Genomic DNA, 25,128 nt, shown 5'->3' on the forward strand with positions numbered 1-25,128 from the left:
TTAAGCCAGCCTGCGGGTTGGCTTTTTTTATGCCTTTATTTTTATTAACGATATTTATTCGCATTTCCAGGATATTCTGTTTTGAACACGAGGAAGGTTCGTTAAGTTCAGGAGATGCGCAATGTTATCCCGGTTTGCAACCCTCAGCCGGATCCCGAAAGGAGTCTGGGTAGTGGGTGGCGTCAGCATGTTGATGGATATCTCATCGGAGATCGTTCATAGCCTTTTGCCGCTGTTTATGGTGACCACACTCGGTGCCAGCGTGATCCTAATTGGTCTGATTGAAGGCCTGGCTGAAGCCACCGCGCTGTTTATCAAAGTTTTCTCGGGGGCGATCAGTGACTATCTGGGTAAACGCAAAGGGCTTGCTGTGCTGGGCTATGGCCTTGGCGCACTGAGCAAACCCCTTTTCGCGATTGCGTCGTCCTCCGGCATGATTCTGGGCGCACGTTTAATCGACCGGGTAGGCAAGGGGATTCGCGGTGCACCGCGGGACGCGCTGGTCGCTGACGTAACGCCGCCCGAATTGCGCGGCGCGGCGTTCGGTCTGCGCCAGTCCATGGACACCGTCGGCGCATTTCTCGGGCCGCTGCTGGCGGTTGGCCTGATGCTGCTGTGGAACGATGATTTCCGCACTATTTTCTGGATTGCGGTGATCCCTGGTGTACTCGCCGTTGCGTTACTTTTCTTTGGTCTTCACGAACCCAAAACCCCTGTTGAGCACAAACGTACGAATCCGATTAAAAAAGAGAACCTGAAGCGGTTGGGCAAAGGCTGCTGGTGGGTAATTGGATTAGGCGCTGTTTTCACGCTTGCGCGTTTCAGTGAAGCCTTTCTGGTACTTCGCGCACAGCAGTCGGGCGTCCCGCTTGCGCTGATCCCGCTGGTTATGGTTGCCATGAATCTGCTCTATTTTTTCTCTGCTTATCCTTTTGGCAAGCTTTCTGACGCGATGAGCCACGTCCGGCTGCTGCAGTGGGGGCTGGTGGTATTGATCGGTGCAGACGTTGTTCTGGCACTCAGCACCCATTGGCTCGGGATTATTTTAGGCGTTGCGCTGTGGGGCTTACATATGGGCATGACCCAGGGGCTTCTTGCGGCAATGATTGCGAAAACGGCGCCAGCGGATTTGCGCGGCACCGCTTTCGGTATTTTCAGTATGGTAAGTGGCGTTGGCTTGCTCATCGCCAGCGTCGGGGCAGGCGTCCTCTGGGAAACCGTCGGCGCTGAATATACGTTTTACGCCGGGGCGGTGATTTGCCTGGTTACGCTGGTGTATTTGCGCAAAACGCCGTACGAGGTGCAATAAAAAAACCAGCCTAATGGCTGGTTTTAAATGTGTATTTGGTCGGCACGAGAGGATTTGAACCTCCGACCCCCGACACCCCATGACGGTGCGCTACCAGGCTGCGCTACGTGCCGACGCATTTAAAGAATACTACTCGATTCCATTTCGAATGCAAGGGGAAGGCGATGCTAACTGGTTTATAATTAATCAGTTAGCGATGAAGCGCTTCTCATCCGTCAGAACCTGCAAGAGTAGGCTGAGCTGTGGTTTCTGGTCCTTCAGCTTTTCACCCTCCAGGCTATACGTCTCGTACTTCCCGTTGCTGTTCAACACCAGCGTGAGCTGCGGCGTTGTTACCGCCAGCGTATTGCCACCGGCTGCAGTTACCCAGTTGTGACGTCGCGTGGCGCTAAAGAGATCCTGTCCCTGCGAGTATTCGTTCGCTGGGGTGCTGACATGCAGCAGTCGCTGCATCAACGTGGTCATGACATCTTTATGATCGGTAAGCATATTGATGCGCTGCGCCGGCGTGCCCGGCCAGTGGATCACCAGCGGAACGTGCAGGTTTGGACGTGACCAGTCCATACCCTTTTTCTCGTCGCCCAGCGGCACGCCGTGGCCGGCAGTAACGATCACCACGGTATTGTCCAGTTTGCCGGATTCGCGCAGGGCGTCCAGCACGCGGCCAATCTGCGCATCGACATCGCCCGCCGCGCGGCTGTAACGGCGCGCGAACCCTTTTTGGTTGCTGTCATCAAGCGTTGTGCCGTTAAATGCAACCCAGGAGAACCAGCGGTTATCTTCCTGTGCGTAGCGTTGCAGCCAGTTTATCCACTGGTTAGCGGTCTGGCTGTCTGACTGACTCTGCGCTGTCGGCAGTGAGAAATCAGAGAGCAGCGCCTGACGATACAGCGAGCTGTTGAAGCCATCCGAAGAGAACAGCCCTAACTGATAGCCCTGCTGATTGAGTCCGGTAATCAGTGCGGCAGGAATACGCGCAGACAGTACGCCGTCCATATATCCAGACGAGATACCATAAAACAGGCCGAAAATGCCCGCGTCGGTCGAGTTACCGGAGCTCATATGCTGCGTGAACGCGATGTTTTTATCCGCGAATTCGGCAAGCGCCGGCATCTGCTTCTCGTAGCGCGAATAGTTCAGACCATCCACGGTGATCAGCAGGACGTTTTGACCCCGGCCCATGTCACGGTAGCGCAGTTCGCTCAGGGGATACTGCACGCTGACCGCTTCCGGATTACCTTGCTCAATCAGGCGGCGTTGATACTCCTGCGCATCCAGCAGCCCGTGCTTCTCAAGGAAGCGACGCGCCGTCATTGGATAGGAGAGCGGCAGGTTAGCGCGCTGCATGGTAATCGGGCGATAGAAGTTCGCATCCGCCCAGATATACATCAGGTGCGAACCAATAAATGAGATAAAGAAGAGTGCTGCGACAGGCTTCGCATAATGGCGACGCCGGGTCAAACTGCGCAGCTTTTGCCAGCTCCACGTGGCGAACAGCATCTCAATCAGAAGGATGATCGGCACGCTGATAAACATCAGCTGCCAGTCACGCGCGGTCTCGTTCTGATCGGGGTTAATCACCAGCTCCCAGACGATAGGGTTGAGGTGCAGGTGGAACCGGGTGAAGACTTCGCTGTCGATGAGCAGAAGCGTCATGCCCGCGGTCGCGAGGATCGCGGACAAGAATCGCATCAGGCGCTGCGACATGACGATAAACGTCAGAGGGAACAGGATAAGCAGATAGGTGGCGAACACCAGAAAGCTAAAGTGACCGACAACGCTCATCCAGGAGTAAATACGCCCGATTAGCGTAGTGGGCCAGTCTGCCACAAACAGATAACGGCAGCCGATCACCATCGCCAACAGAATGTTGAACAGGGCAAACCAGTGCCCCCAGCTGACCATCTGGGAGACTTTTTCACGGTAGCGCTGACGATTCGTCACCATAAACTGTTGTTCGTTTCCCTTAGTGTGCCTGGTCGTCGCTAACGGAGGACTGCAGTGCCTGGGCGAAAGATTTGGCGATCGCCTGACGCTGAGCCGGAGCAACGCTGGTATTGATAAGGTTGGTAACCATATTTCCCAACACCATCAGGGAAAGATCGGTCGGCGTTTTATGTTTTTCCAGTACGTTGACCAGCTCACTGAGCAGTTGTTCAACGTGTTCGTCACTGTAGCGGGAATGTTGTGGCATAAATCAAAATCAGTTTGTTGAGAGAAGGGCGACATATTACCGTAGCAACAGCTTTTTTTCCCCTTTTTTATCTTCTGTTGCACACATGCGCTGGTGGTGGTTGAATACCGCCCGGTCTAAAAGGAGAGTTTATCATGAGTCTGGAAATCAACCAGATTGCCTTGCACCAGCTTATCAAGCGCGATGAGCAAACCCTTGAAGTGGTGCTTCGCGATTCGTTACTTGAACCCACGGCTACCGTTGTGGAAATGATGGCGGAGTTACACCGCGTCTACAGTGCTAAAAATAAAGCCTACGGTCTGTTTAGCGAAGAGAGCGAACTGGCTGATAGCCTGCGTCTTCAGCGTCAGGGTGAAGAGGATTTCCTGGCATTCAGCCGCGCCGCAACCGGGCGTCTGCGCGACGAGCTGGCGAAGTATCCCTTTGCCGATGGCGGCATCGTCCTGTTCTGCCATTACCGATACCTGGCAGTGGAATACCTGCTGGTGACCGTGCTGAACAATTTGAGCAGCATGCGCGTGAACGAGCAGCTGGATATCAGCTCTACGCACTATCTCGACATCAACCATGCGGATATCGTGGCGCGTATCGATTTGACCGAGTGGGAAACTAACCCGGAATCAACCCGTTACCTGACCTTCCTGAAAGGGCGCGTGGGGCGCAAAGTCGCGGATTTCTTTATGGATTTCCTCGGCGCCAGCGAAGGCCTGAATGCCAAAGCGCAGAACAAAGGTTTGCTGCAGGCCGTTGATGACTTTACGGCAGAAGCGCAGCTCGATAAATCCGAACGCCAGACCGTGCGTCAGCAGGTTTACAGCTACTGCAACGAACAGCTGCAGGCGGGGGAAGAAATTGAGCTGGAGTCGCTTTCTAAAGAGCTAGCGGGCGTGAGCGAAGTCAGCTTCCAGGAATTCACCGCTGATAAAGGCTATGAACTGGAAGAGAGCTTCCCAGCCGATCGCAGCACGCTGCGCCAACTTACCAAGCTTGCCGGTAGCGGCGGTGGGTTAACCATCAACTTTGATGCCATGCTGCTTGGGGAACGTATTTTCTGGGATCCGGCCACTGACACGCTGACCATCAAAGGCACGCCGCCTAATCTGCGCGATCAGCTGCAGCGCCGAACGTCCGGCAGTAAATAACGGCCATAAAAAAACCCCGCAGAAGCGGGGTTTTTATTCGACGAGTTTGCGATTACGCGCGAACGAAGTCGATGTGAGACAGTTTTGGCTTGAACGGGTGACGCTGAACAGCCTGAACCTTCACTTTTTCTTCTTTCCCGCCAACAACGAGAGTCAGAACTTCGCTGTAAAAACCGTCTTTGGTCTGCAGGTTCCACACTTTGTCGTGGTCCAGTTCGATTGCAACTGGAGCAGCTTCGCCACCGTAAATGATAGCTGGGAACTTGTTGGCGTTACGCAGGCGGCGGCTCGCACCCTTACCCTGAACGCTACGTACTTCTACTTCGATAGTAAACATTGATTTCTCTCTGTATTTAAAACCCTACTACAGGCGACCCAGCAGCAGGTGAGTGTTCTGCATCACGGATGTGAAGCGGGCGGCATTTTATACTCAAATGCCCCTCACATCAATGAAAAGTCCTGCTAACCGCGCAATTCATTTGCCCGGCGAAAGCGCCCTTCGTAGTCAAAGACCTTCTCACGCACCTGCCAGAACTGGCCTTTTTTGCGGGCGACAACGAAATCAGGGTGGCGCAGCAGTACCTGCTGATGGACGATATCGGCAACGGTGATCCAGCGCAGCGGCACGCCTGGCGTGCGGGTATGTGGACGAATAAAAAGCTGTTCAAAGGCCGTTCGTTGAGCCGGCGTGTGTACCCGGAAGCGCTCGCTGACGTCCGCGCCGTCTTCATCGTAGTAGGTGATTTTCAGCCACTCGCCTTTTTCATCCGCGCCGGGCTGCAGCGCCATGCCGGAACAGCGCAGTACCAGCGCGTCTTTCAGCTTCAGCGCCGCTTTCAGCATATCGTCAGGGTCGACCAGAATAGTGTCGCATTCGCGGCAGCGTCGGGCGGCAATGTCGTTTTCGGCGTTGCACTGTGGGCAGTTTTTAAAGCGGAAACGGAAATCGCACTGCTCGCGATGACCGTCATCGTCTTCAAACCAGCCCTGACAGCGACGGCCGAAATGCTCAATCAGCGTGCCGTCGGCGGTCGTTTTACCCCAGAAGGTGTTGGCAAACCCGCAGGCGGGGCAGAAGACCTGTACAGGCACGTTGTCACTTTTCCCTTTCGGCGTGCCCACTTCAGGGGAGTAGAGATCGTGCGGATTGCCCGCGTAATCCAGAATCAGGCAGTCGGTTTTTCCCGGCGACAGGCGCAGGCCGCGCCCGACAATTTGCTGATACAGGCTGACGGATTCGGTGGGGCGCAAAATCGCAATCAGGTCGACGTGCGGGGCGTCAAACCCGGTGGTTAATACGGAGACGTTCACCAGATAGCGAAACTGCTGTGCCTTAAAGGCTTCAATCAGGCTGTCGCGCTCCGGGCCGGGCGTCTCACCGGTGATCAGCGCGGCGTCATTAGCGGGCAACAGCCCCGTAATTTCGCGGGCATGCTCGACGGTAGCGGCAAAAATCATCACCCCTTTGCGGGTCTGCGCGAACTCCTCAATCTGGCTGACGATGTGCGGCGTAATGCGCTTTTGCTTTTTCAGCTCCTGATTGAGGTCCGCTTCGCTGAACAGGCCGTTGCTTTGCGCCTGCAGGCGGCTGAAATCGTACTGAACGACGGGCATATCCAGCCGCTCGGGCGGCGTCAGGTAGCCGTGTTTAATCATATAGCGTAGGGGAAGCTCGTAAATGCAGTCGCTGAACAGCGCTTTCGCGTCGCCACGCACCATGCCGTGATAATGGAAGTGATAAATCCAGCCTTTTCCCAGACGAAACGGCGTGGCCGTCAGGCCGAGCAGGCGAATGTGAGGATTCACTTCCTTCAGGTGCGAAAGGATTTGCTGATACTGACTGTCGTCGTCATCGCTAATGCGGTGGCATTCGTCGACAATCAGAAGTGAAAATTCGCTGCGAAACAGGTCCAGGTTTCGGGCAACCGACTGCACGCTGCCAAACACCACCTTGCCGTGGCTCTCTTTACGTTTTAAACCGGCTGCGAAGATATCGGCCTCAAGCCCAAGCGCACAGTATTTCGCGTGGTTTTGCGCCACCAGCTCCTTAACGTGCGCCAGCACCAGCACGCGGCCACGGGCCAGACGCGCCAGTTCGGCGATGACCAGGCTTTTACCTGCACCGGTGGGAAGTACGATAGCGGCCGGTTCCCGGTGCTTCCGGAACCAGGCGAGGGTAGCGTCGACGGCTTCCTGCTGATAGGGACGAAGTGTAAAAGTCATAGGGTCTCGGTTTCGTTATTCCGCACATATACCCGTCATACTTCAAGTTGCCTGTGCGTTGGCTGCACTCGTTCACCCCGGTCACTTACTTATGTAAGCTCCCGGGGATTCACTCCTTTGCCGCCTTCATGCAACTCGAATTATTTAGGGTATAGATAGTATGCCACGAAACTTTTTCCCTTGAGTGGCGCAACCAGACCATTATACTGAACCGTTCTTGACTGCTTCTTTTTCGGACGCGTTGTCCGACTCTCAGCACCATTAAGGCTAAAAAGATTTCATGCGACTTGATAAGTTTATCGCTCAGCAACTCGGCGTAAGCCGCGCTATTGCCGGGCGCGAAATTCGCGCCAGCCGCGTTACCGTGGATGGCGACATTGTGAAAGACACTGCTTTCAAACTACAGCCTGAGCACCAGGTCGAGTATGACGGCAATCCGCTGACCCAGCAGCACGGTCCGCGCTACTTCATGCTCAACAAGCCGGAAGGCTACGTCTGTTCAACGGACGATCCGGATCACCCAACGGTGCTGTACTTTCTCGACGAACCTGTGGCGCACAAGCTGCACGCTGCCGGGCGTCTGGATATCGACACCACGGGTCTGGTGCTGATGACCGATGACGGTCAATGGTCGCATCGCATTACCTCGCCGCGCCACCACTGCGAGAAAACCTATCTGGTAATGCTCGAGTCCCCGGTATCGGACGACACGGCAGAGCAATTTGCCAATGGCGTTCAGCTGCATAATGAAAAAGATCTCACCAAACCGGCGGTGCTTGAAGTGATTACCCCAACGGAAGTGCGCCTGACCATCAGCGAAGGGCGCTATCACCAGGTGAAGCGTATGTTTGCCGCAGTGGGCAACCGCGTTGTGGGCCTGCATCGTGAACGTATTGGTGCGATTGAACTCGACCCGGATCTGGAGCCAGGCGAATACCGCCCGCTTACGGATGACGAGATCGCCAGCGTCGGTCTGCCTTCGCATTAATTTCAGGAGAACCCTGTGACCACCAGGCCACACTCGTCTTTCAAAATCGTGTTCATTCTTGGCCTGCTGGCCATGCTGATGCCGCTGTCCATCGATATGTATCTGCCTGCGCTGCCGGTGATTTCCGCGCAGTTTGGCGTACCGGCGGGCAGCGCGCAGATGACGCTCAGCACCTACATTCTCGGCTTCGCTATTGGTCAGCTGCTTTATGGACCGATGGCCGACAGCCTTGGACGTAAGCCTGTTATCCTGGGCGGAACGCTGATCTTTGCGGGCGCGGCCGTCGCCTGTGCGCTGGCGCAGAGTATCGATCAGCTGATCGTCATGCGCTTCTTCCACGGACTGGCGGCAGCTGCGGCAAGCGTGGTGATTAACGCCCTGATGCGCGACGTTTATCCGAAAGAAGAGTTCTCCCGCATGATGTCGTTCGTCATGCTGGTCACCACCATTGCGCCGCTGGTGGCGCCAATGGTCGGCGGGGCCGTGCTGGTGTGGTTCAGCTGGCATGCTATCTTCTGGATCCTGGCGATTGCGGCACTGCTGGCCTCGGCAATGATCTTCTTCTTTATAGATGAAACCTTGCCCGTTGAGCGGCGACAGAAATTCCACATCCGTACCACGATAGGGAATTTTGCCTCATTGTTTCGCCACAAGCGCGTCCTGAGCTACATGCTGGCGAGCGGCTTCAGCTTTGCCGGGATGTTCTCCTTCCTGAGCGCCGGGCCGTTTGTCTATATCGAGCTGAACCACGTTTCGCCGCAGCACTTTGGCTATTACTTCGCGCTGAATATCGTGTTCCTGTTTGTCATGACCATCATTAACAGCCGCTTTGTTCGCAGAGTCGGGGCGATCAACATGTTCCGCGCGGGGCTGTGGATCCAGTTTGTGATGGCAATATGGCTGGTGGTGAGTGCCTTTCTCGGCGTGGGGTTCTGGGCGATGGTGGTCGGGGTCGCGGCCTTCGTCGGCTGCGTATCGATGATCTCCTCCAATGCGATGGCGGTGATCCTCGACGAGTTTCCGCATATGGCGGGGACGGCTTCATCGCTTGCCGGAACGTTCCGCTTCGGCATCGGCGCCATTGTGGGCGCACTGCTGTCGATGGCGACTTTCAATACGGCCTGGCCGATGCTGTGGGCAATCGCATTTTGTGCAACCAGCTCCATTCTCTTCTATCTCTACGCCAGCCGGCCGCGTAAAACCGCGCGCTAACGATCGTAAAAGGCCCGTTTCGGGCCTTTTTGTTGACGCATATCAACCAAACCGTCGTTCGTTTACCCTGTGTTTGTTTCTTTTATGTAAAATGTATTTATGTAAAAAGTCACATCATTGTATTCAAAAAGGTTGAGTTAGATCGCAGAAACGGGTACATATAGCGCCGACGCCAGCCTGCAGTGCCTATAAAAACCGCTAAAGAGTGCAGGCTCGCGATGATGTGTTACTATAAATGTAAATAAATTGTGAAGTAAATTTTGCTTCCGGGGAACTAACGTGAATACATTACAACTCTCCATTGTCCATCGCTTGCCCCAGAGCTATCGCTGGTCGGCGGGTTTTGCAGGTTCGAAAGTTGAACCGATTCCGCAAAGTACGCCAGGGTGCGAAAACTGTCTGGTTGCGCTCAAACTGCTGAGCCCGAGCGACGAAAGTGCATGGCCGGTGATGGAGCGTCTTAGCCAGGCGCTGACGGATATCGAAGTGGATAGCTCGGTGGTCGAGTGCGAAGGCGAGCCGTGCCTGTTTGTGAACAGCCAGGATGAATTTGCCGCCACCTGCCGTCTGAAAAACTTTGGCGTGGCGATTGCCGAGCCGTTTTCCGGCCAATATCCTTTCTGAGTGCTAGTCCGCCGATAAAAGCTGGCGCGTGTAGCTCTGCGTTGGCGCAGCGAATACGCGCTGGCACTCTCCCTGCTCCACCACTTCTCCCTGCCGTAACACAATCACCTGATGGCATAACGCCCGCACCACCTGTAGATCGTGGCTGATGAAGATATAGGCCAGCCTGTGCTTTTCCTGTAATCCCTTGAGCAATGCCAGAATCTGCGACTGCACGGTTCTGTCCAGCGACGATGTCGGTTCATCCAGGATAATCAACTCAGGCTTAAGGATCAGCGCGCGGGCAATGGCGATACGCTGGCGCTGCCCGCCCGAGAATTCGGCAGGATAGCGATGACGCGCGTCGGGATCTAAACCCACCTCGACCATTACCCGCATGACCTCTTCTTCTCGCTGCTGCGTCGTCAGTTCAGGACGGTGCACGCGTAAACCCTCTTCGACAATCTGCAATACGCTCAGGCGCGGGTTAAGCGAGGAGTTCGGATCCTGAAACACCACCTGCATACGCGGACGGACGGGCAGCATCTGACGACGGTTCCGGGTGTGCAGCGGCATCCCGTCAAAGAGAATTTCGCCCTGTGAGGCAATCAGGCGCAGCAGCGCCAGCCCGGTGGTGCTTTTACCCGAGCCCGACTCGCCAACCAGCCCGAGTGACTCTCCAGGGCGCAGGTAAAAACGGATATTTTTCAGCACCGGGTTCTGGTCAACGATGCGGCGCAGGATGCCTTTGCGGATCGGAAACGAGACGGACAGATCGTTAACGCACAGCAGCGGCGCGCTGTTCTCCACCAGCGGAACGGGGTCTCCGGACGGTTCGCTATCGAGCAGACGCTGCGTGTAGGGGTGCTGCGGGGCGCTCAGGAGAGTCGTTGCCGCATTCTGCTCCACGCACCGTCCGTTTTGCATTACCGCCACGCTGTCTGCCAGCTTTCTCACAATACTCAGGTTATGCGTGATAAACAGGAGGCTCATATTGAGCTCAGCGCGTAGCTCACGCAGGAGCTGAAGAATTTGCGCCTGCACCGTCACGTCCAGCGCCGTGGTGGGTTCGTCGGCAATCAACAGTTCAGGGCGCGTCAGAAGGGCCATCGCGATCATCACGCGCTGGCGCTCCCCGCCGGACAGCTGGTGCGGAAAATCCGTCAGCCGTTTGGCTGCATTTCGTATGCCCGTGCGGTCAAGACAGTCGAGGATCTCGCCGCGCGCCGCCTCTTTGCGCATTCCCCGATGAAGCGAAAGCACCTCATAGAGCTGCTTTTCCAGCGTGTGCAGCGGATTGAGCGAAACCATCGGTTCCTGGAAGATCATCGCAATTTTATTCCCGCGGATCCCGCGCAGCGTCTGTTCGTCGGCGTGCAGCAGCGAACTGCCGTGGAACAGAATATCGCCCTGCGGATAGCTTACCGGCGGGGAGGGGAGCAGACGAAGCACGGAGAGGGCGGAAACGCTCTTGCCGGAACCCGATTCGCCCACCAGCGCCAGCGTTTCGCCGCGCTGGATCTGCAGCGACAAATCATTCACGACCGTGCGGGTCTCACCCTGCTTCGTAAACGCAATCGACAGATTTTCAATACTCAGAAGAGGCTGCGTCATCTTATACCGCCTTGTCGGGATCGAAGGCATCGCGCACGGCTTCGCCAATAAAGATCAGCAGCGAAAGCAGGACTGCCACGGAAAGGAAGGCGGTAATGCCGAGCCACGGCGCCTGCAGGTTGTTCTTGCCCTGCAGCAGTAGCTCACCGAGAGACGGGGAGCCGAGCGGTAGCCCGAAGCCCAGAAAATCGAGCGAGGTCAGCGTGGTTATTGAGCTGCATAAAATAAACGGCAGGAACGTCAGCGTCGCCACCACGGCATTGGGCAGCATGTGACGGAAGATGATCCCGCTGTCGCTCACCCCCAGCGCCTGTGCAGCCCGGATGTAATCGAAATTGCGCGTGCGCAGGAACTCCGCGCGGACAACGCCAACCAGCGCCATCCAGCCGAACAGGACGGTGATCCCCAGCAGCCACCAGAAGCCGGGCTGCACTACGCTGGAGAGCAGGATAATCAGGAAAAGCGTCGGCATTCCGGACCACACCTCAATCACGCGCTGCCCCCAGAGGTCGATTTTTCCGCCGTAATAGCCCTGAACGGCCCCTGCCACTACGCCCATCACGCTGGAAAAGAGCGTCAGCATCAGCCCGAACAGGAGAGAAATGCGGGTGCCGTAAAGAATACGCGCCAGCACGTCGCCGCCGTTGGCATCCGTTCCCAGCCAGTTTTGACTGGAAGGCGGTGAAGGGAAGGGGGCCGTGGTGGCAAAGTTAATGCTGTTGGCGCCAAACCGAATCGGTGCCCAGAGCGCCCAGCCGTGCCTGTCGATTTGCTCGCGAAGCCACGGATCCTGATAAACCGCTGGCGTCGCAAACGGGCCGCCAAAGTCGCTCTCACTGTAGGTGGTGAGAACCGGAACATACCAGCGGTCGTTAAGGTGCACCAGCAGCGGCTTATCGTTAGCAATTAGCTCAGCGCACATGCTGAGGACGAACAGCACGGCAAAAATCCACAGCGACCAGTAGCCGCGACGATTATGGCGAAATCGGGCCCAGCGGGCCTGATTGACGGGGCTTAAATGCGGCATCATCGGCCCTCGAAATCAATACGGGGATCGACCAGCGTATAGCTGATATCGCTGATAATATTCAGCAGCAGGCCGATCAGAGTGAATATGTAAAGCGTGCCAAACATCACCGGATAATCGCGCGAGACGGTCGCTTCATAGCCCAGCAGCCCCAGACCGTTCAGCGAGAACATCACCTCGATCAGCAGCGAGCCGGTAAAAAACATGCTGATGAACGTGGCGGGAAATCCGGCGATGACCAGCAGCATCGCGTTGCGGAAAACGTGCTTCCACATGATCTGCTTTTCGCCCACGCCTTTTGCCCGCGCGGTAACAACGTACTGCTTGCGGATTTCATCGAGGAACGCATTTTTGGTCAGCATGGTCAGGGCGGCAAATCCCCCGATCACGGTCGCGAGAACCGGCAGCGTGATATGCCAGAAATAGTCGGTGATTTTTTTGTACCACGGCAGGGTGCTGAAATCCGCTGACACTAACCCCCGCAGCGGGAAGATATCGAAATAACTCCCTCCGGCAAAAAATACGATCAGCAGAACCGCGAACAGAAATGCCGGAATGGCGTACCCGATGATGATGAGCGTGCTGCTCCAGATATCAAAACGGCTGCCGTTGTGGACCGCTTTGCGGATCCCAAGCGGAATGGAAACCAGATAAATTATCAGCGTTCCCCACAGCCCGAGCGTCACGGAAACCGGCAGGCTTTGCTTAATTAACGTCAGAACGGACGCGCTGCGAAACAGGCTGTCGCCAAAATCAAACCGGACGTAATTCCAGAGCATGTTCAAATAACGCTCGTGGAGCGGTTTATCAAAGCCGTAGCGGTGGGTGATCTCGGCGATCACCTCCGGATCCAACCCGCGCCCGCCGCGATAGTGGCTTTCGCTAATATTACCGACACCGGTTCTGGCATGGCTGGCCCCCATTCCTTCAGCGCCACCGCCCGGCATTCCTCCGCTGTGGCCAAACTCAACGGCAGCGATAGCCTGATCGACCGGACCGCCAGGGGCAATCTGGACGATAAAAAAGTTAATGGTGATGATGGCCCACAGCGTTGGGATAATCAGCAGCAAACGGCGAAGCAGGTAAGCACCCATCGTGATTCCTTAACGCCGCTCGGCGGGCAGTCTGGAGGCTTTATTTACGTCATACCACCAGGTATCAAAGCCCAGCGTGTAAACGGGACGCACGTCGGGTTGGGAAAATTTATCCCAGCGGGCAAGGCGATCTTCGCCCATGTACCACATCGGCAGCATGTAATAGTTCCAGGTTAACACCCGGTCGAGCGCGCGGCCAAGCGGCAGAAGCTTTGCCTTATCGCCCTGGGCGGCGACGATTTTCGCAATCAGCGCATCGATTATCGGGCTCTTAACGCCCGGAGCATTGTAAGAGGAGTCGATGTAGCTGGATGCCCATGAGATTTGCAGGTCGGAGCTTGGCCACGGCTGCGCGGCCCACAGGCTCTGCATCATGTCGTAATCCCGGCTGCGCTTGCGGTTGGTGAGCTGAGCAATATCCACCTGGCGGATATTCACGGCGATCCCCAGACGGGCGAGGTTCTGCTTAAACGGCAGCACCCACTGATCGTTTGCTCCAGAGGCAAGAAGAAGCTCAAAGCTCAGCGGCTTACCCGTTTGCGTATTCACCCGCTTTTGGTTTTTCAGCACCCAACCGGCGTCATCCAGCAGTTTACCGGCTTTCAGCAGATTAACGCGGTCGAACCCGTTACCGTCGGATTTTGGCGGCTCGAACACCTGCGTAAAGACCTCCGGCGGAAGGTCTGCTTTCATCGGGGCCAGCAGCACCAGCTCGTCGGCGTTGGGATAATTACGTGCGGAATATTCGGTGTTCTGGAAATAGCTGTTGGCACGGCTGTAGGCGCCGTAAAACAGCGCCTTGTTCATCCATTCAAAATCAAATGCCAGGGTAATAGCTTCCCGCACGCGACGGTCTGAAAATACCGGACGCTGAATATTAAACGCCAGCCAGCGCGTGTCCTGCGCGGACTCATTTTTGTGTTCGTCTTTAACGATATAACCGTTGGTGAAGTTTTTGCCGATATAGCGTGTTGCCCAGTTTTTGGCGCTGCTTTCAACGCGCAAATCAAACGCGCCCGCTTTAAACGCCTCAAACGCTACGTTGTCGTCGAGGTAGTAATCATAGCGAAGGGTGTCAAAATTCCAGCGCCCCCGGTTTACCGGAAGACTGGCGGCCCAATAATCTTTCACCCGGGAGTAGATAACGTACTGCCCCATGCGCCAGTCGGTTATGCGATAGGGGCCGCCCGCCAGCGGCGGCGTGGAGAGGGGATCGCTCAGCCTGTGATTTTTCCAGAACGATTCCGGCATCACGGGCAGGGAGAACAGGCTCAGCATATTCTCTTTATTCGGCTCGCTCTGTTCGATACGTACGGTTAACGGGGCGATAGCCTTAACGGTCGTGCCTTTGTAGACCAGACGGAACTGCGGTACGCCTTCGGTCATAAACTTATGAAACGTGAACGCAATGTCGCTGGCTTTCACCGGCGTACCGTCATGAAAACGCGCCTGCGGATTGATCGATATCTCGGCCCAGGCAAAGTTATCTGCGTAACGTACGTTATCGGCGACCAGTGGATAGTAGCTGCCGGGCTCGTCGTCTGAGGTCACAAAGAGCGTATCGTAAAGGGATTCCGTTCGCGCCGCCGCCACGCCCCTCAGGGCGAAACGGTTGAAGTTATCAAAGGTACCGGTGGCAGAGAGCGTGACGTTACCGCCTTTAGGGGCCGCCGGGTTGACGTAATCGAAGTGGGTAAAGTTAACCGCGTACTTCGGTTCGCCAATCACGGCGAACGCGGTGTTCTCTTTAATGGCCTGCGCCTGGCTGGACAGGCTCACACATACCAACAGCATCAGCAAGAAGCGCATAAACATTTCGCGGCGGTTCCCTTGTCCTCAGTTAGGCTGATAATAAGTGACACCACCGCTAATGTGAAATTATTCAAGGGCAGACGGCATATCAGGCTGCCATTTTTTGAACTGTTCCAGCGGCATGGGGCGGCTTATCCAGTAACCCTGCAGATAATTTACCCCGTGTTCGCGCAGCCAGGCGGCCTGTTCAGGCGTTTCCACCCCTTCAGCCACGGTCAGCATGTTAAGCCGTCTTGCCAGGGTCAGCACGGCATCCAGCACCGGCGAGGTGACGGTTTCTGTGCCAATCGCGTTGACGAAACCCCGGTCGATTTTAAGGTAATCCATGGTAAAGCGCTCAAGGTAAATCAATGCGCTATGGCCGGTGCCAAAATCATCAATCGCGATTTCAAAACCCTCGTCGTGCAGCCATTCGAACAGGCTGTTGGCTTCCCGATGATTAAGCATGTCGCGCTCGGTGATTTCCAGCACTATCTGGAAATGATCCCGCGGCAGCAGGGACTTAAAGGTCTGCATATCATCTTTAAAACTGTCCGCATGCAAATGCCCCGGCGCAATATTAATGCCCACCTTGGCGCCAGGCGGTAGCAGGCCCTCCAGAACCGGCGCATCCTCAACGATCAGGTCGAAGAGATGCAGCGTTAGCGGAACAATCAGCTTTTGCGCTTCGGCAAAATTGATAAAGGCATCAGGGGGGATCTCACCCATCGTAGGATGTTTCCAGCGCATCAGCACTTCAAGCCCGGTCATCCTCAGCGATGTGGCATCGACGACGGGCTGATACACCACATAAAACTGACCGCGCTTAATGGCGCTTAATATTTCTTTTCCGGGGTTGAGCCGTATGCTGAGAATATAGTAATTGAACGATCCGGCGGCAATACCGCATACCAGCCCGAAGAAGAGGGCGTAAAGTATTTCATCGCTTGTCCAGGCATCGGCGTAAAGATTAATGGTCAGCGGGACGTCTTTTAACGTGGCGGTACGGGCAGGGACTTCTTGCAGGTCGTTCGCGTTGACCAGGCTGCTCGACATTGTCGTTAACGCATGGCCGCCAATAATGATGGCAATGCCGGCAAACTCGTCCTGGCGCGCGGTATAGAGCAGGTACGGCGTCAGATTGAGATTTACCGAGGTAAACACGCCACCGTCCTTCACAAGGGGGTTACGGTACCAGATGGCAATGGCCGGTTTATTGGGCAGCATCGGCGTACCGGGCAGCAGCGCCATGTCAATCTGTTTGCCGATGTGAAGCTCGGGGATAAGCGCTTCCATCGACACATTCATCGGGCCGGTGGCAGATGAGCAAAAGGCCATTTTATCTCTGACCAGCAGGAACGCGCGCACGTTAAGGCTAAACGCCGCGCGGGAGGTCAGTTCGGCGTTGACGTCATGGCAACTGCTCAGCGTTAGCGGCTGCAGCACATCGATAGAGGTTTTCAGCTCGTCAAAATAGCTCTGCATGTAGACGTTAACGTCTTTTATCAGGGTATCGAACCTGAGCTCGCGCTTGTGGTAGCTCCAGAAAAACTGTAGCGAGCCGAGGAGCAGGGCGAAAAAAAGGCCTGAGAGAATGCTGATGAGCAGAATCTTGCGATTGCTGGAGAAGTAGCGGGTGAACATAAACGTTGGGCTTCCTGATTTGCCGCTCAATGTATTCAGTGTAACGGGCAAAAAAAAACACCGCCGAAGCAGTGCTTTTTTTTATCGTATCGTCAGCCAAGGGATAACCCACGACACGACAAACATATTAGCTGCGAGACAGTACGCGGCGTGCTTCGTTGTAACGCTTCTTCCAGTATGGCTCATTCATGCTGGAAATGGTCACACCGCTGCTGGTGGAAGCATGAACAAACTGGTCGTTACCAATATAGATACCAACGTGTCGGCCTGTAGAACCGGCTTTAAACAGGACCAGGTCGCCCGTCCGCAGCTTGGTGCGAGAAATGGATTTGCCCATCTCCTGCTGTTCATAAGTTGAACGTGGCAGGTCTAAACCAAATTGCTCACGGAAAGTACGCTGTACGAAACCGGAACAATCGATACCTTTTTTGGTGCTGCCGCCAAGACGATAGCGCACGCCTTTCCAGTCAGCATACTGGTCCATAATGCGGGACTTCACGTCCAGATTACGTACCATATTTTCAAATTCATCCTGAGAGGCTTGCAGTGACGAGGAATCTTCCATTCCCACAACACGCGTCTCAGGATGCATATTCTTTGCGGTATTCGTCGTGCTACATGCTGAAAGCAGTACCGCCACTGCAATCGCCGGGATCCCCCGCAAGATATATCTCAAAAACGGTTGAGATTTGACCATTTTGTTTATTTTCCCTTGAAGTCCTTAACGATAAATATCGTTATAAAAATGCCAACCGTGACGAGACTAATTATCTGTTCACATTGAGACAATTCTTTCTGGTCAGATTTGTGGCGCAGCGCACAAATTTATTTACCAGGATAATAATTATCTCAGTGGGGCAAAACGAGTTCGAGATTAACCGATTGCAGGGGGCATTGCGAGCAAAAAAATCCGATTTTTTATAAGAAAAAGTGATACAGAAAGTGAATAACCGGAAATGGGCAAAATGGCGTCAATACGGGTTAAAAACCGTGCAACGCATTCATTTACAACATGAATACCATGACGAAATGATGACAGAAAAGGGGCGGCAAGAAGAGAAATCCATCAGGGATCGAAAATGATCTCTGATGGATAGTGTTAATTTAGGTTGGTTATTTGTTTCTGTTTTGTTGCTTTTTGCCGGGCAGATAACGATCGAAAAGGTCAATTAATCGATCGCTCATTGGTGTCATCAGGCACCATGGAATGCCAATCAGCACGGCAGAAAGTGAACCCACAGCAATATCGGTCAGCCAGTGGGCGCCAATCATGACGCGTGGGAATGCAAACACGACAACAATAATCAGGGCAATTGCGAAGGCTTTTTTACCGAAATAACGCAGCATAAATGCTGAAAAAATCAGCAGCATCATTCCGTGATCGCCAGGGAAACTGTCCTTCGACGCGTCTTTAGTGGAAATATGCAGCAGCTCGCTCACGCGGTTAATATTCGGGAAATAGAGCGACGGGCTGGCGCGTTTAACCGGCATCAGGTGCTGCGCCAGCTGGTTGATGACCACGGCAGCCAGCAGCATCACCAGGCCGATAATCACAATGCGACGACGCCCGGTTTGGTCCTCTTTCAGCCAGAAGGAGAGCATCAGGCAGCCCATCGCCAGCAGAGAACAGCCGTCGAAGGCGCGGTTGTTGGTAATAGCAACAACCCACAGAAACGCCTGGCTTTTCGCCAGCGCCTGGTTGAAGAAATGGAAAAGCCCGGCATCCAGTGGGAACCAGAAACCGTGGTTAACCGGCATATACCAGGATAAAAAAAGCGCCAGGCCAGCCGCGTTGAGTAGCAATATCAGGGGGATTCGTGTCGTCATATCATTCAACATACAGTTAAAACAGGGGCAACGTTAGCCGCCCGAACTTAAACGAAGCTTCAACAAGCTTGACTGGAGGGCGTTCCAGTCGGCGTTAACCGCACTAATTAGCTCTATTCGGCTGTCCGGGGGGGCAACGTTCTGGGTTTCGATAAAGAAATCCTCTCCCTGACGGTTTATCCGCACCAGCCCGTCCTGGGTGCGCATAATCCCTTTTACGCGGTCGACCGGGGCCAGCCTTGCCCACTCCAGTATGCCAATGGTGTCGAAAACCGTATCGGCATCGAAAATCCATCCGCAGGCCTGGTATCCCTGGCCCGCATTCAGATTACGACGCCAGCGCTGGTGTTCGGGAAGGCTCAACGCGGCCAGCCCCTGCTTCACGCTGTGGCCGTGCGAATGCTCCGCGCTGGAAGGCAGCGCGGCGGTGTTCAGGCGAGGATGATCGAGCAGGGCGGGGTCAATGTTGCCCTGCGTGGTCTGGATACGCTGGCGCCCGCCGCCGAACTGCTGCCACCAGGCATCAAATGCGGCCTGGCTTTCAGGCGTGGCGCGATCGGTTTTATTCGCCACGATGATATCCGCCGAGGCGAGCTGATCGCGGAAGTTCTCATTAGCCGCGGCTTTCTCGTCCAGTAGCTGGCGCGGATCTATAAGACACAGCGTGGCGCGCAGGTCGATCCAGGGTTCATATACCGGTGCGGTTAGTAAGTCGAGTATTTGCTTTGGGTGGCCAAGGCCGGTGGGTTCAATCAACAGGCGATCCGGTTTCCCCTGGCGCAACAGCGTGTTCAGCCCGACCTGCATCGGCAAGCCATTCACGCAGCACATACAGCCGCCAGGGATTTCCTTAATCATCGCACCGCTGTCTGCCAGCAGCGCGCCATCAATACCGACTTCACCAAATTCATTGACCAGAACGGCCCATTTTTCAGCCGGATCTTTGTTCGCCAGCAGATGCAGAATGGACGTGGTTTTACCACTTCCGAGAAAACCGGTTATGAGGTTGGTTTTGGTCACGTGCGCTCCGATTCCGAAAGATAATTGTGATGCTATAACAATTATCCATCATCCTGACGAAAAAAGAGCGTAATGAAAAGGGGAGGGGGGACGGCGTTGTTTTCCGTCCGCCTTAACCGCAATAATCGCTAAAGATTTAACGTTTCTATAACAGCCTGACGCGCGCCGCGACGGACGATACGCTGGTATGCCTGATTAACGGCTTCAACAAAGACGGCGTTTTGCGCAAGCGCGTCACCAAAGACTTCGCTCAGAGCGACGAGGGCGTTCACGCGGTCAGCGTCGCTGCTGGCCTCTACGGCCGTGCGAATTTTATCGCTAAGCGGGTCGCGAACGTCAATGGCGTCGCCACGCTCATCCGTGCCGCTGACGTAGCGGATCCATCCCGCAACGCCCAGTGCCAGCAGCGGCCACGCGCTGCCACGTTCCAGATGTACGCGGATCCCCTCCAGCATGCGCTGAGGCAGCTTCTGGCTGCCGTCCATCGCTATTTGCCAGGTGCGATGCTGTAGCGCCGGGTTGGCAAAACGGTCAATCAGGCTGTCGGCATAGGCGGTCAGATCCACATCGGTGATGCGCAGGGTAGGAGCCTGTTCGTCCAGCATCAGCCGGCGAGCGGCAGCGCGGAAGCTCGCATCCTCCATGCATTCATTGATATGCGCGTAGCCGGCCAGGTAACCGAGATAAGCCAGGAAGGAGTGGCTGCCGTTGAGCATCCGCAGCTTCATCTGTTCCCAGGGTAAGACGTCATGCACCATCTGCACGCCCGCGACCTCCCATTCCGGGCGTCCAGCGACAAAGTTATCTTCGACTACCCACTGAATAAAGGGTTCACAGCTGATGGCGCAGGGATCTTCAACGCCCAGCGCCTGCGTAATTTCCGCCAGTGAGGCGTCTGTCGCCGCCGGGACAATCCTGTCCACCATCGTCCCCGGAAAGCTCACCTGTTCATCAATCCACGCTGCCAGCTCCGGCGAGCGTTTCTGAGCCATGCCGAGCACCGCGTTTTTCACCACGTGACCGTTGTCAGGAATGTTATCGCAGGAAAGGACGGTAAAAGCGGGCAGTCCGCGCTCGCGGCGGCGGTGGAGAGCCTCAACCAGGATCCCCGGCGCGGAGTGTGGTTCGGCGGGGTTTTCGAGATCGTGAATGATTCTGGCATTTTGCATATCCAGTTTGCCCGTGGCCGGGTCGATGCAATAGCCTTTTTCGGTAATGGTAAGCGAAACTATCGCCACCTGCGGCTCGCAGAATTTCTCGATAATGGCCGCCAGCGAGTCGAGTTTTGCATTCAGGCATTCATTCACCGCGCCAACGATAATCGGCTGATTCCCTTCCGCTCCTTTCTCCAGAACGGTGAACAGGTGATCCTGCGCGCGCAGCTGGCTCATCAGCACATCACCGCTGAAGAGGCTGATCTCACAAATCCCCCAGTCGCCCCCTTTTGCATTCAGCACCCGGTTTGTTAACAACGCCTGATGTGCGCGATGAAACGCACCAAACCCGAAGTGAACGATACGCGAGCGTAGCTGCGTACGATCGTAGGAAGGTTGCTGAACGTGGGCAGGAAGCGTGGCGGAGGCAAGAGTCTTCATGAAATATACACCTGATTAACCATTAATTAACAATGGCAGTGTAAAGTTATATGACAACAAATTGAATTGGTAAGCCGTAAATATCGCCGTTCTGTGAGTTTGATCAATCAATGTGCGGTGCCGTATTGACCCCTTTCATTAAGCATGTATGGTAGTCGTCATCGCAGTCATATATTTGGTATAACAACTTGAGAGGGTGGGGCTATGGAACAAACCTGGCGTTGGTACGGACCGAACGATCCGGTTTCTCTTGATGATGTGCGTCAGGCTGGCGCAACGGGTGTCGTCACGGCGCTGCATCACATTCCTAACGGTCAGGTGTGGCCGGTAGAGGAAATTCAGAAGCGTCAGGCGGTGCTGGCGGAAAAGGGCCTGACCTGGTCAGTCGTGGAGAGTATTCCGGTTCACGAGGAGATCAAAACCCATTCCGGTGAATATCAGACCTGGATTGCCAATTACCAGCAGAGCATTCGTAACCTGGCGGCCTGCGGTATTGATACCGTTTGCTATAACTTCATGCCGATTCTGGACTGGACGCGTACCGATCTCGAGTACCAGATGGCGGATGGTTCAAAAGCGCTGCGTTTCGATCAAATTGCTTTTGCCGCCTTTGAACTGCACATTTTGAAGCGTCCGGGCGCTGAAGCGGATTACACCGCAGAAGAGCAGCAGCAGGCGCTCGCATGGTTTGATGCAGCAAGCGAAGCCGACGTAGAAAAGCTGACGCGCAATATTATCGCGGGCCTGCCGGGTGCAGAAGAGGGCTACACGCTGGACCAGTTCCGCGCGCGTCTGGCGGAATACGGCAATATCGACAAGAACCAGCTGCGCGAAAATATGGCGCACTTCCTGCGCGCTATTGTGCCGGTTGCGGAAGAAGCGGGCGTGCGGCTGGCCGTGCATCCTGACGATCCTCCGCGTCCAATCCTCGGCCTGCCGCGTATTGTTTCTACAATTGAAGATATGCAGTGGCTGAAAGAGACGGTGGATAGCATCTATAACGGTTTTACCATGTGTACGGGTTCATACGGCGTGCGTGCGGATAATGATCTGGTGCAGATGATTGAAACCTTTGGCGATCGCATTCACTTTACGCACCTGCGGGCGACCTGTCGTGAAGACAACCCAAAAACTTTCCACGAAGCAGCGCACCTGGGCGGCGACGTGAATATGGTTGCGGTGGTGGATGCCATTCTGGCGGAAGAGGTGCGTCGTAAGCAGGCGGGCGACGTGCGTCCAATCCCATTCCGTCCGGATCACGGACATCAGATGCTGGACGATCTGCGCAAGAAAACCAACCCGGGCTATTCGGCGATTGGCCGTCTGAAAGGGATGGCTGAAGTGCGCGGCGTTGAGCTGGCGCTGAAGATGACGAAGTATCCTGAACTGCTGTAAGGTTTGCTGCCCGGTGGCGCTGCGCTTACCGGGCCTACAATAAAAAAACCGGCCTGAGAGCCGGTTTTTGTGTTTTTGTAGGTCGGGTAAGGCGAAGCCGCCACCCGACAAATACTGCGATCAGTCAGCGCGACCCATATAGCGTTTTTCTTCGATATGGATACGGATTTTCTCGCCAGCAGACAGGTATTCAGGCACCTGCACAACCAGACCGGTGGTCAGGGTAGCCGGTTTGTTGCGCGCACTCGCAGACGCACCTTTGATGCCCGGCGCCGTATCCACGATTTCCAGATCGACGGTCTGCGGCAGTTCCAGCGCCAGCAGCACGCCGTCCCAAGTCAGAACCTGCATATCTGGCATTCCGCCTTCAGGAATGAACAGCAGCTCTTCTTCAATCTGGTCTTTGGTGAAGATGTACGGGGTGTAATCTTCTTTATCCATGAACACGTATTCGTTGCCGTCGATGTAAGAGAAGTCGACATAGCGGCGGGTCAGGGTCACGGTATCGACGATATCGTCACCTTTAAAACGTTCTTCAACTTTCAGGCCGGTACGCACATCAGCGAAACGCATTTTGTACAGCGTTGCTGCACCACGGGCGCTCGGAGCCTGAATGTCGATGTCTTTCACAATCAGCAGTTTGCCGTTGTAATTCAGCACCATACCTTTCTTAATTTCGTTCGCTCTTGGCATTGCTCTAATCCTGTCTACATAAGGTAAAAAATATCGCGCCAAATTACTCGCGCGCGGCCTTTCAGGCAAGCGGAATTCGTGGCTTTTGCTATCAATACGCAAAAGGTGTTACTGTGCGCGCGATGCCCGACTGCGCGGGCGTTTGCCATCGAAGAGAGCATTTATGGATTGTCGTCCAGACTGTGGCGCGTGCTGTACTGCACCGTCCATTTCCAGCCCCATTCCAGGAATGCCGGAGGGCAAGCCTGCCAACACCCGCTGCGTTCAGCTCTCTGACACCAATCTGTGCATGATCTTTGGTTCGCCGCTGCGCCCGAAGGTGTGCTCCGGGCTTCAGCCCGCTGCCGACATGTGCGGCAGCACGCGAGGGCAGGCGATGACGTATCTTCTTGAGCTGGAAGCGCTCACCGCGCCTTAGACGTCTTTGATCCGCGTCAGGCAGCTTATTGTCAGGACGCACATCGCCAGCGCAATCCAGAATACCGTGTGATAGCTCCAAATCTCCGCAACCACACCGGCCATAGAGCCTGCAATAATCCAGCCCACGCGGGTGGTATTAGTATAAAGGGTGGTGGCTGCGCCCGCCTGGCCCGGCATGAGATCCTGGAAGTAAAGCATGCCAATCCCTGCCAGGATGCCGATATAGATAGCGTTCAGCAGCTGTAAGGCCAGCAGCAGCCCCGGCGTATGTACCGTCAGCATACCGACATAGAACAGCAGCCCGGCGACCGCCGCGATGCGCATCAGAAAACGTTTCCCAAAGCGCTTCGCGTAATAGCCCGCAATCAGCATGGTCGGTATTTCCAGACCCGCCGCGGTGCCCATCATGATGCCCGCCAGCTTCTCCGGCAGGTGCAGCTCGTCAATAATAAACAGCGGCATATTGATGATATAAAGGCTGTTAGTGCCCCACATCAGCGTACAGACAATAAAGAGCAGCAGCGCATCACGGCGGTTACGACGCGGCGCTTCCAGCGTGCCCGTCGCCAGTTTCGGCTCTTTGCGCATCGACGGCAAAAAGAACCACACCATTGCTCCGCACACCACGAAGGCGACGGCCGCGCTCAGGTACATCACCGTAAAACCAAACCCCATTGCCAGCGCGTAGGCCAGCGGCGGCCCGATGACCCACGCCAGCGACACCTGGGCACGAAGAATAGAGCTGAACATTACCGCTTCACGTCCGGTGCGGTCGGCATGCTCACGCGCGAGGGCGAACATCTGCGGGTTCGCCGTGGAGCCAAAGCTGCTCAGGAACACGCCAATAAACAGCAGAACAAAGTAGTTACGGTTCCAGGCAAACAGCACGCAGGCAAACACGCCAAGCAGGCAGCAAAAGACGATCAGGCTTTTACGGTCGCCTTTTCTGTCTGAACGGCCCGCCAGAAACTGGCTGACCAGAATGCCGATGATGGCGCTGCCGGTAAAAAAGAAACCTACCATGGCCGGACGAGCGTGGACTTCATTCGTCAGAAACAGGCTGAGCGTGGGGGTTTGTAGCGCACCGGCGATACCGGTCAGGAAAGCGACAATCAAAAACGCCGATGACGTTAAATCAAAGGGCTTTGGTGAGGCGGCGGCGGGGGGGTTATGCATGTTTCACAGTCAGCGAATATTGAAAGACGCGGAGTGTACGACGTGAGTCATTAAATAAACAGTGGGTGCGGTCAATTTCGCCACGAAAAATCAAAATAGCATTTCACTTTCAGAGAGCAGCTGACCTTAGCTGAAACTCATTTGCTGAACGTCAGCAGGGT

General features: G+C 55.2%; 22 protein-coding genes and 1 tRNA gene. 7 read left to right on the top strand and 16 right to left on the bottom strand.

The features are described from left to right. Positions 1-121 precede the first annotated feature (121 nt). Positions 122-1,309: an MFS transporter gene (locus tag D5067_RS07450; protein ID WP_119937049.1), complete on the top strand. Its 1,188-nt coding sequence runs from the start codon at positions 122-124 to the stop codon at positions 1,307-1,309. 36 nt (positions 1,310-1,345) lie between these two features. On the opposite strand, the gene D5067_RS07455 is transcribed toward D5067_RS07450, so the two are convergent. The 3 genes from D5067_RS07455 to D5067_RS07465 all read right to left on the bottom strand — a co-directional run bounded on the left by D5067_RS07455 (position 1,346) and on the right by D5067_RS07465 (position 3,503). Next, positions 1,346-1,422, bottom strand: a tRNA-Pro gene (locus D5067_RS07455). A gap of 73 nt (positions 1,423-1,495) precedes the next feature. After that, positions 1,496-3,256: an LPS biosynthesis-modulating metalloenzyme YejM gene (yejM, locus tag D5067_RS07460; protein WP_119937048.1), complete on the bottom strand. Its 1,761-nt coding sequence runs from the start codon at positions 3,254-3,256 to the stop codon at positions 1,496-1,498. A gap of 19 nt (positions 3,257-3,275) precedes the next feature. Further along, a complete protein-coding gene (locus D5067_RS07465) occupies positions 3,276-3,503 on the bottom strand; it encodes a YejL family protein (protein WP_001135586.1) in 228 nt (75 codons plus the stop codon). Between the two features lie 134 nt (positions 3,504-3,637). On the opposite strand from D5067_RS07465, the gene yejK reads away from it, so the two are divergent. Next, a complete protein-coding gene (yejK, locus tag D5067_RS07470; RefSeq protein WP_119937047.1) occupies positions 3,638-4,645 on the top strand; it encodes a nucleoid-associated protein YejK in 1,008 nt (335 codons plus the stop codon). Between the two features lie 52 nt (positions 4,646-4,697). Here the strand turns inward: yejK and rplY are convergent, their stop codons facing one another. After that, the gene (gene rplY / locus D5067_RS07475) at positions 4,698-4,982 is read right to left on the bottom strand and encodes a 50S ribosomal protein L25 (protein ID WP_119937046.1); all 285 of its coding nucleotides are present in this window, start codon (positions 4,980-4,982) and stop codon (positions 4,698-4,700) included. A gap of 125 nt (positions 4,983-5,107) precedes the next feature. Beyond that, positions 5,108-6,868 carry a DNA repair helicase RadD gene (gene radD / locus D5067_RS07480; protein ID WP_119937045.1) on the bottom strand — a complete coding sequence of 587 codons (1,761 nt, stop codon included), beginning with the start codon at positions 6,866-6,868 and terminating at the stop codon, positions 5,108-5,110. 280 nt (positions 6,869-7,148) lie between these two features. Here radD and rsuA point away from each other — a divergent pair, with 280 nt between their 5' ends. The 3 genes from rsuA to D5067_RS07495 all read left to right on the top strand — a co-directional run bounded on the left by rsuA (position 7,149) and on the right by D5067_RS07495 (position 9,692). Continuing rightward, positions 7,149-7,856, top strand: a complete 708-nt coding sequence (rsuA, locus tag D5067_RS07485; RefSeq protein ID WP_119937044.1) for a 16S rRNA pseudouridine(516) synthase RsuA — start codon at positions 7,149-7,151, stop codon at positions 7,854-7,856. A gap of 15 nt (positions 7,857-7,871) precedes the next feature. Then, entirely contained in the window at positions 7,872-9,068 is a 1,197-nt protein-coding gene (locus D5067_RS07490) for a Bcr/CflA family multidrug efflux MFS transporter (RefSeq protein WP_119937043.1), read from the top strand. Between the two features lie 279 nt (positions 9,069-9,347). Continuing rightward, complete coding sequence (locus D5067_RS07495) at positions 9,348-9,692, top strand: YejG family protein (protein WP_119937042.1); 345 nt, start codon at positions 9,348-9,350, stop codon at positions 9,690-9,692. Positions 9,693-9,695: 3 nt separating this feature from the next. Here D5067_RS07495 and yejF read toward each other — a convergent pair whose 3' ends face one another. From yejF to D5067_RS07540, 9 genes are all read right to left on the bottom strand, one after another. After that, entirely contained in the window at positions 9,696-11,285 is a 1,590-nt protein-coding gene (gene yejF, locus D5067_RS07500) for a microcin C ABC transporter ATP-binding protein YejF (protein WP_119937041.1), read from the bottom strand. 1 nt (position 11,286) lies between these two features. After that, positions 11,287-12,312, bottom strand: coding sequence for an ABC transporter permease (locus tag D5067_RS07505; RefSeq protein WP_119937040.1), 1,026 nt, complete (start codon positions 12,310-12,312; stop codon positions 11,287-11,289). Beyond that, positions 12,312-13,406, bottom strand: coding sequence for a microcin C ABC transporter permease YejB (locus D5067_RS07510; protein ID WP_119937039.1), 1,095 nt, complete (start codon positions 13,404-13,406; stop codon positions 12,312-12,314). The genes D5067_RS07505 and D5067_RS07510 overlap by 1 nt, the downstream gene beginning before the upstream one ends. Before the next feature lie 9 nt (positions 13,407-13,415). Next, a complete protein-coding gene (locus D5067_RS07515) occupies positions 13,416-15,221 on the bottom strand; it encodes an extracellular solute-binding protein (protein ID WP_119937038.1) in 1,806 nt (601 codons plus the stop codon). Between the two features lie 63 nt (positions 15,222-15,284). Further along, positions 15,285-16,841, bottom strand: coding sequence for a cyclic di-3',5'-guanosine monophosphate phosphodiesterase PdeN (gene pdeN / locus D5067_RS07520; RefSeq protein WP_119937037.1), 1,557 nt, complete (start codon positions 16,839-16,841; stop codon positions 15,285-15,287). A 127-nt stretch (positions 16,842-16,968) separates the two neighbouring features. Next, complete coding sequence (mepS, locus tag D5067_RS07525) at positions 16,969-17,538, bottom strand: bifunctional murein DD-endopeptidase/murein LD-carboxypeptidase (RefSeq protein ID WP_119937036.1); 570 nt, start codon at positions 17,536-17,538, stop codon at positions 16,969-16,971. Positions 17,539-17,954: 416 nt separating this feature from the next. Next, positions 17,955-18,668: a phosphatase PAP2 family protein gene (locus D5067_RS07530; protein ID WP_119937035.1), complete on the bottom strand. Its 714-nt coding sequence runs from the start codon at positions 18,666-18,668 to the stop codon at positions 17,955-17,957. A gap of 33 nt (positions 18,669-18,701) precedes the next feature. After that, complete coding sequence (locus D5067_RS07535) at positions 18,702-19,688, bottom strand: CobW family GTP-binding protein (RefSeq protein WP_119937034.1); 987 nt, start codon at positions 19,686-19,688, stop codon at positions 18,702-18,704. 128 nt (positions 19,689-19,816) lie between these two features. Further along, entirely contained in the window at positions 19,817-21,283 is a 1,467-nt protein-coding gene (locus D5067_RS07540; protein ID WP_119937033.1) for a mannitol dehydrogenase family protein, read from the bottom strand. Positions 21,284-21,487: 204 nt separating this feature from the next. Here D5067_RS07540 and uxuA point away from each other — a divergent pair, with 204 nt between their 5' ends. After that, positions 21,488-22,678, top strand: coding sequence for a mannonate dehydratase (gene uxuA, locus D5067_RS07545; RefSeq protein ID WP_119937032.1), 1,191 nt, complete (start codon positions 21,488-21,490; stop codon positions 22,676-22,678). Positions 22,679-22,798: 120 nt separating this feature from the next. Here the strand turns inward: uxuA and yeiP are convergent, their stop codons facing one another. Continuing rightward, positions 22,799-23,371 (bottom strand): elongation factor P-like protein YeiP, encoded by a 573-nt coding sequence (gene yeiP / locus D5067_RS07550; protein WP_006176435.1) that lies wholly within the window; start codon positions 23,369-23,371, stop codon positions 22,799-22,801. Positions 23,372-23,534: 163 nt separating this feature from the next. Here yeiP and D5067_RS07555 point away from each other — a divergent pair, with 163 nt between their 5' ends. Continuing rightward, entirely contained in the window at positions 23,535-23,789 is a 255-nt protein-coding gene (locus D5067_RS07555) for a YkgJ family cysteine cluster protein (protein WP_119937031.1), read from the top strand. On the opposite strand, the gene setB is transcribed toward D5067_RS07555, so the two are convergent. Then, entirely contained in the window at positions 23,786-24,967 is a 1,182-nt protein-coding gene (gene setB, locus D5067_RS07560; protein WP_119937030.1) for a sugar efflux transporter SetB, read from the bottom strand. The two genes, D5067_RS07555 and setB, sit on opposite strands and share 4 nt — an antisense overlap. Between the last annotated feature and the right edge of the window lie 161 nt (positions 24,968-25,128).

The sequence above is a fragment of the Enterobacter huaxiensis genome, assembly GCF_003594935.2.
Taxonomy (GTDB): Bacteria; Pseudomonadota; Gammaproteobacteria; order Enterobacterales; family Enterobacteriaceae; genus Enterobacter; species Enterobacter huaxiensis.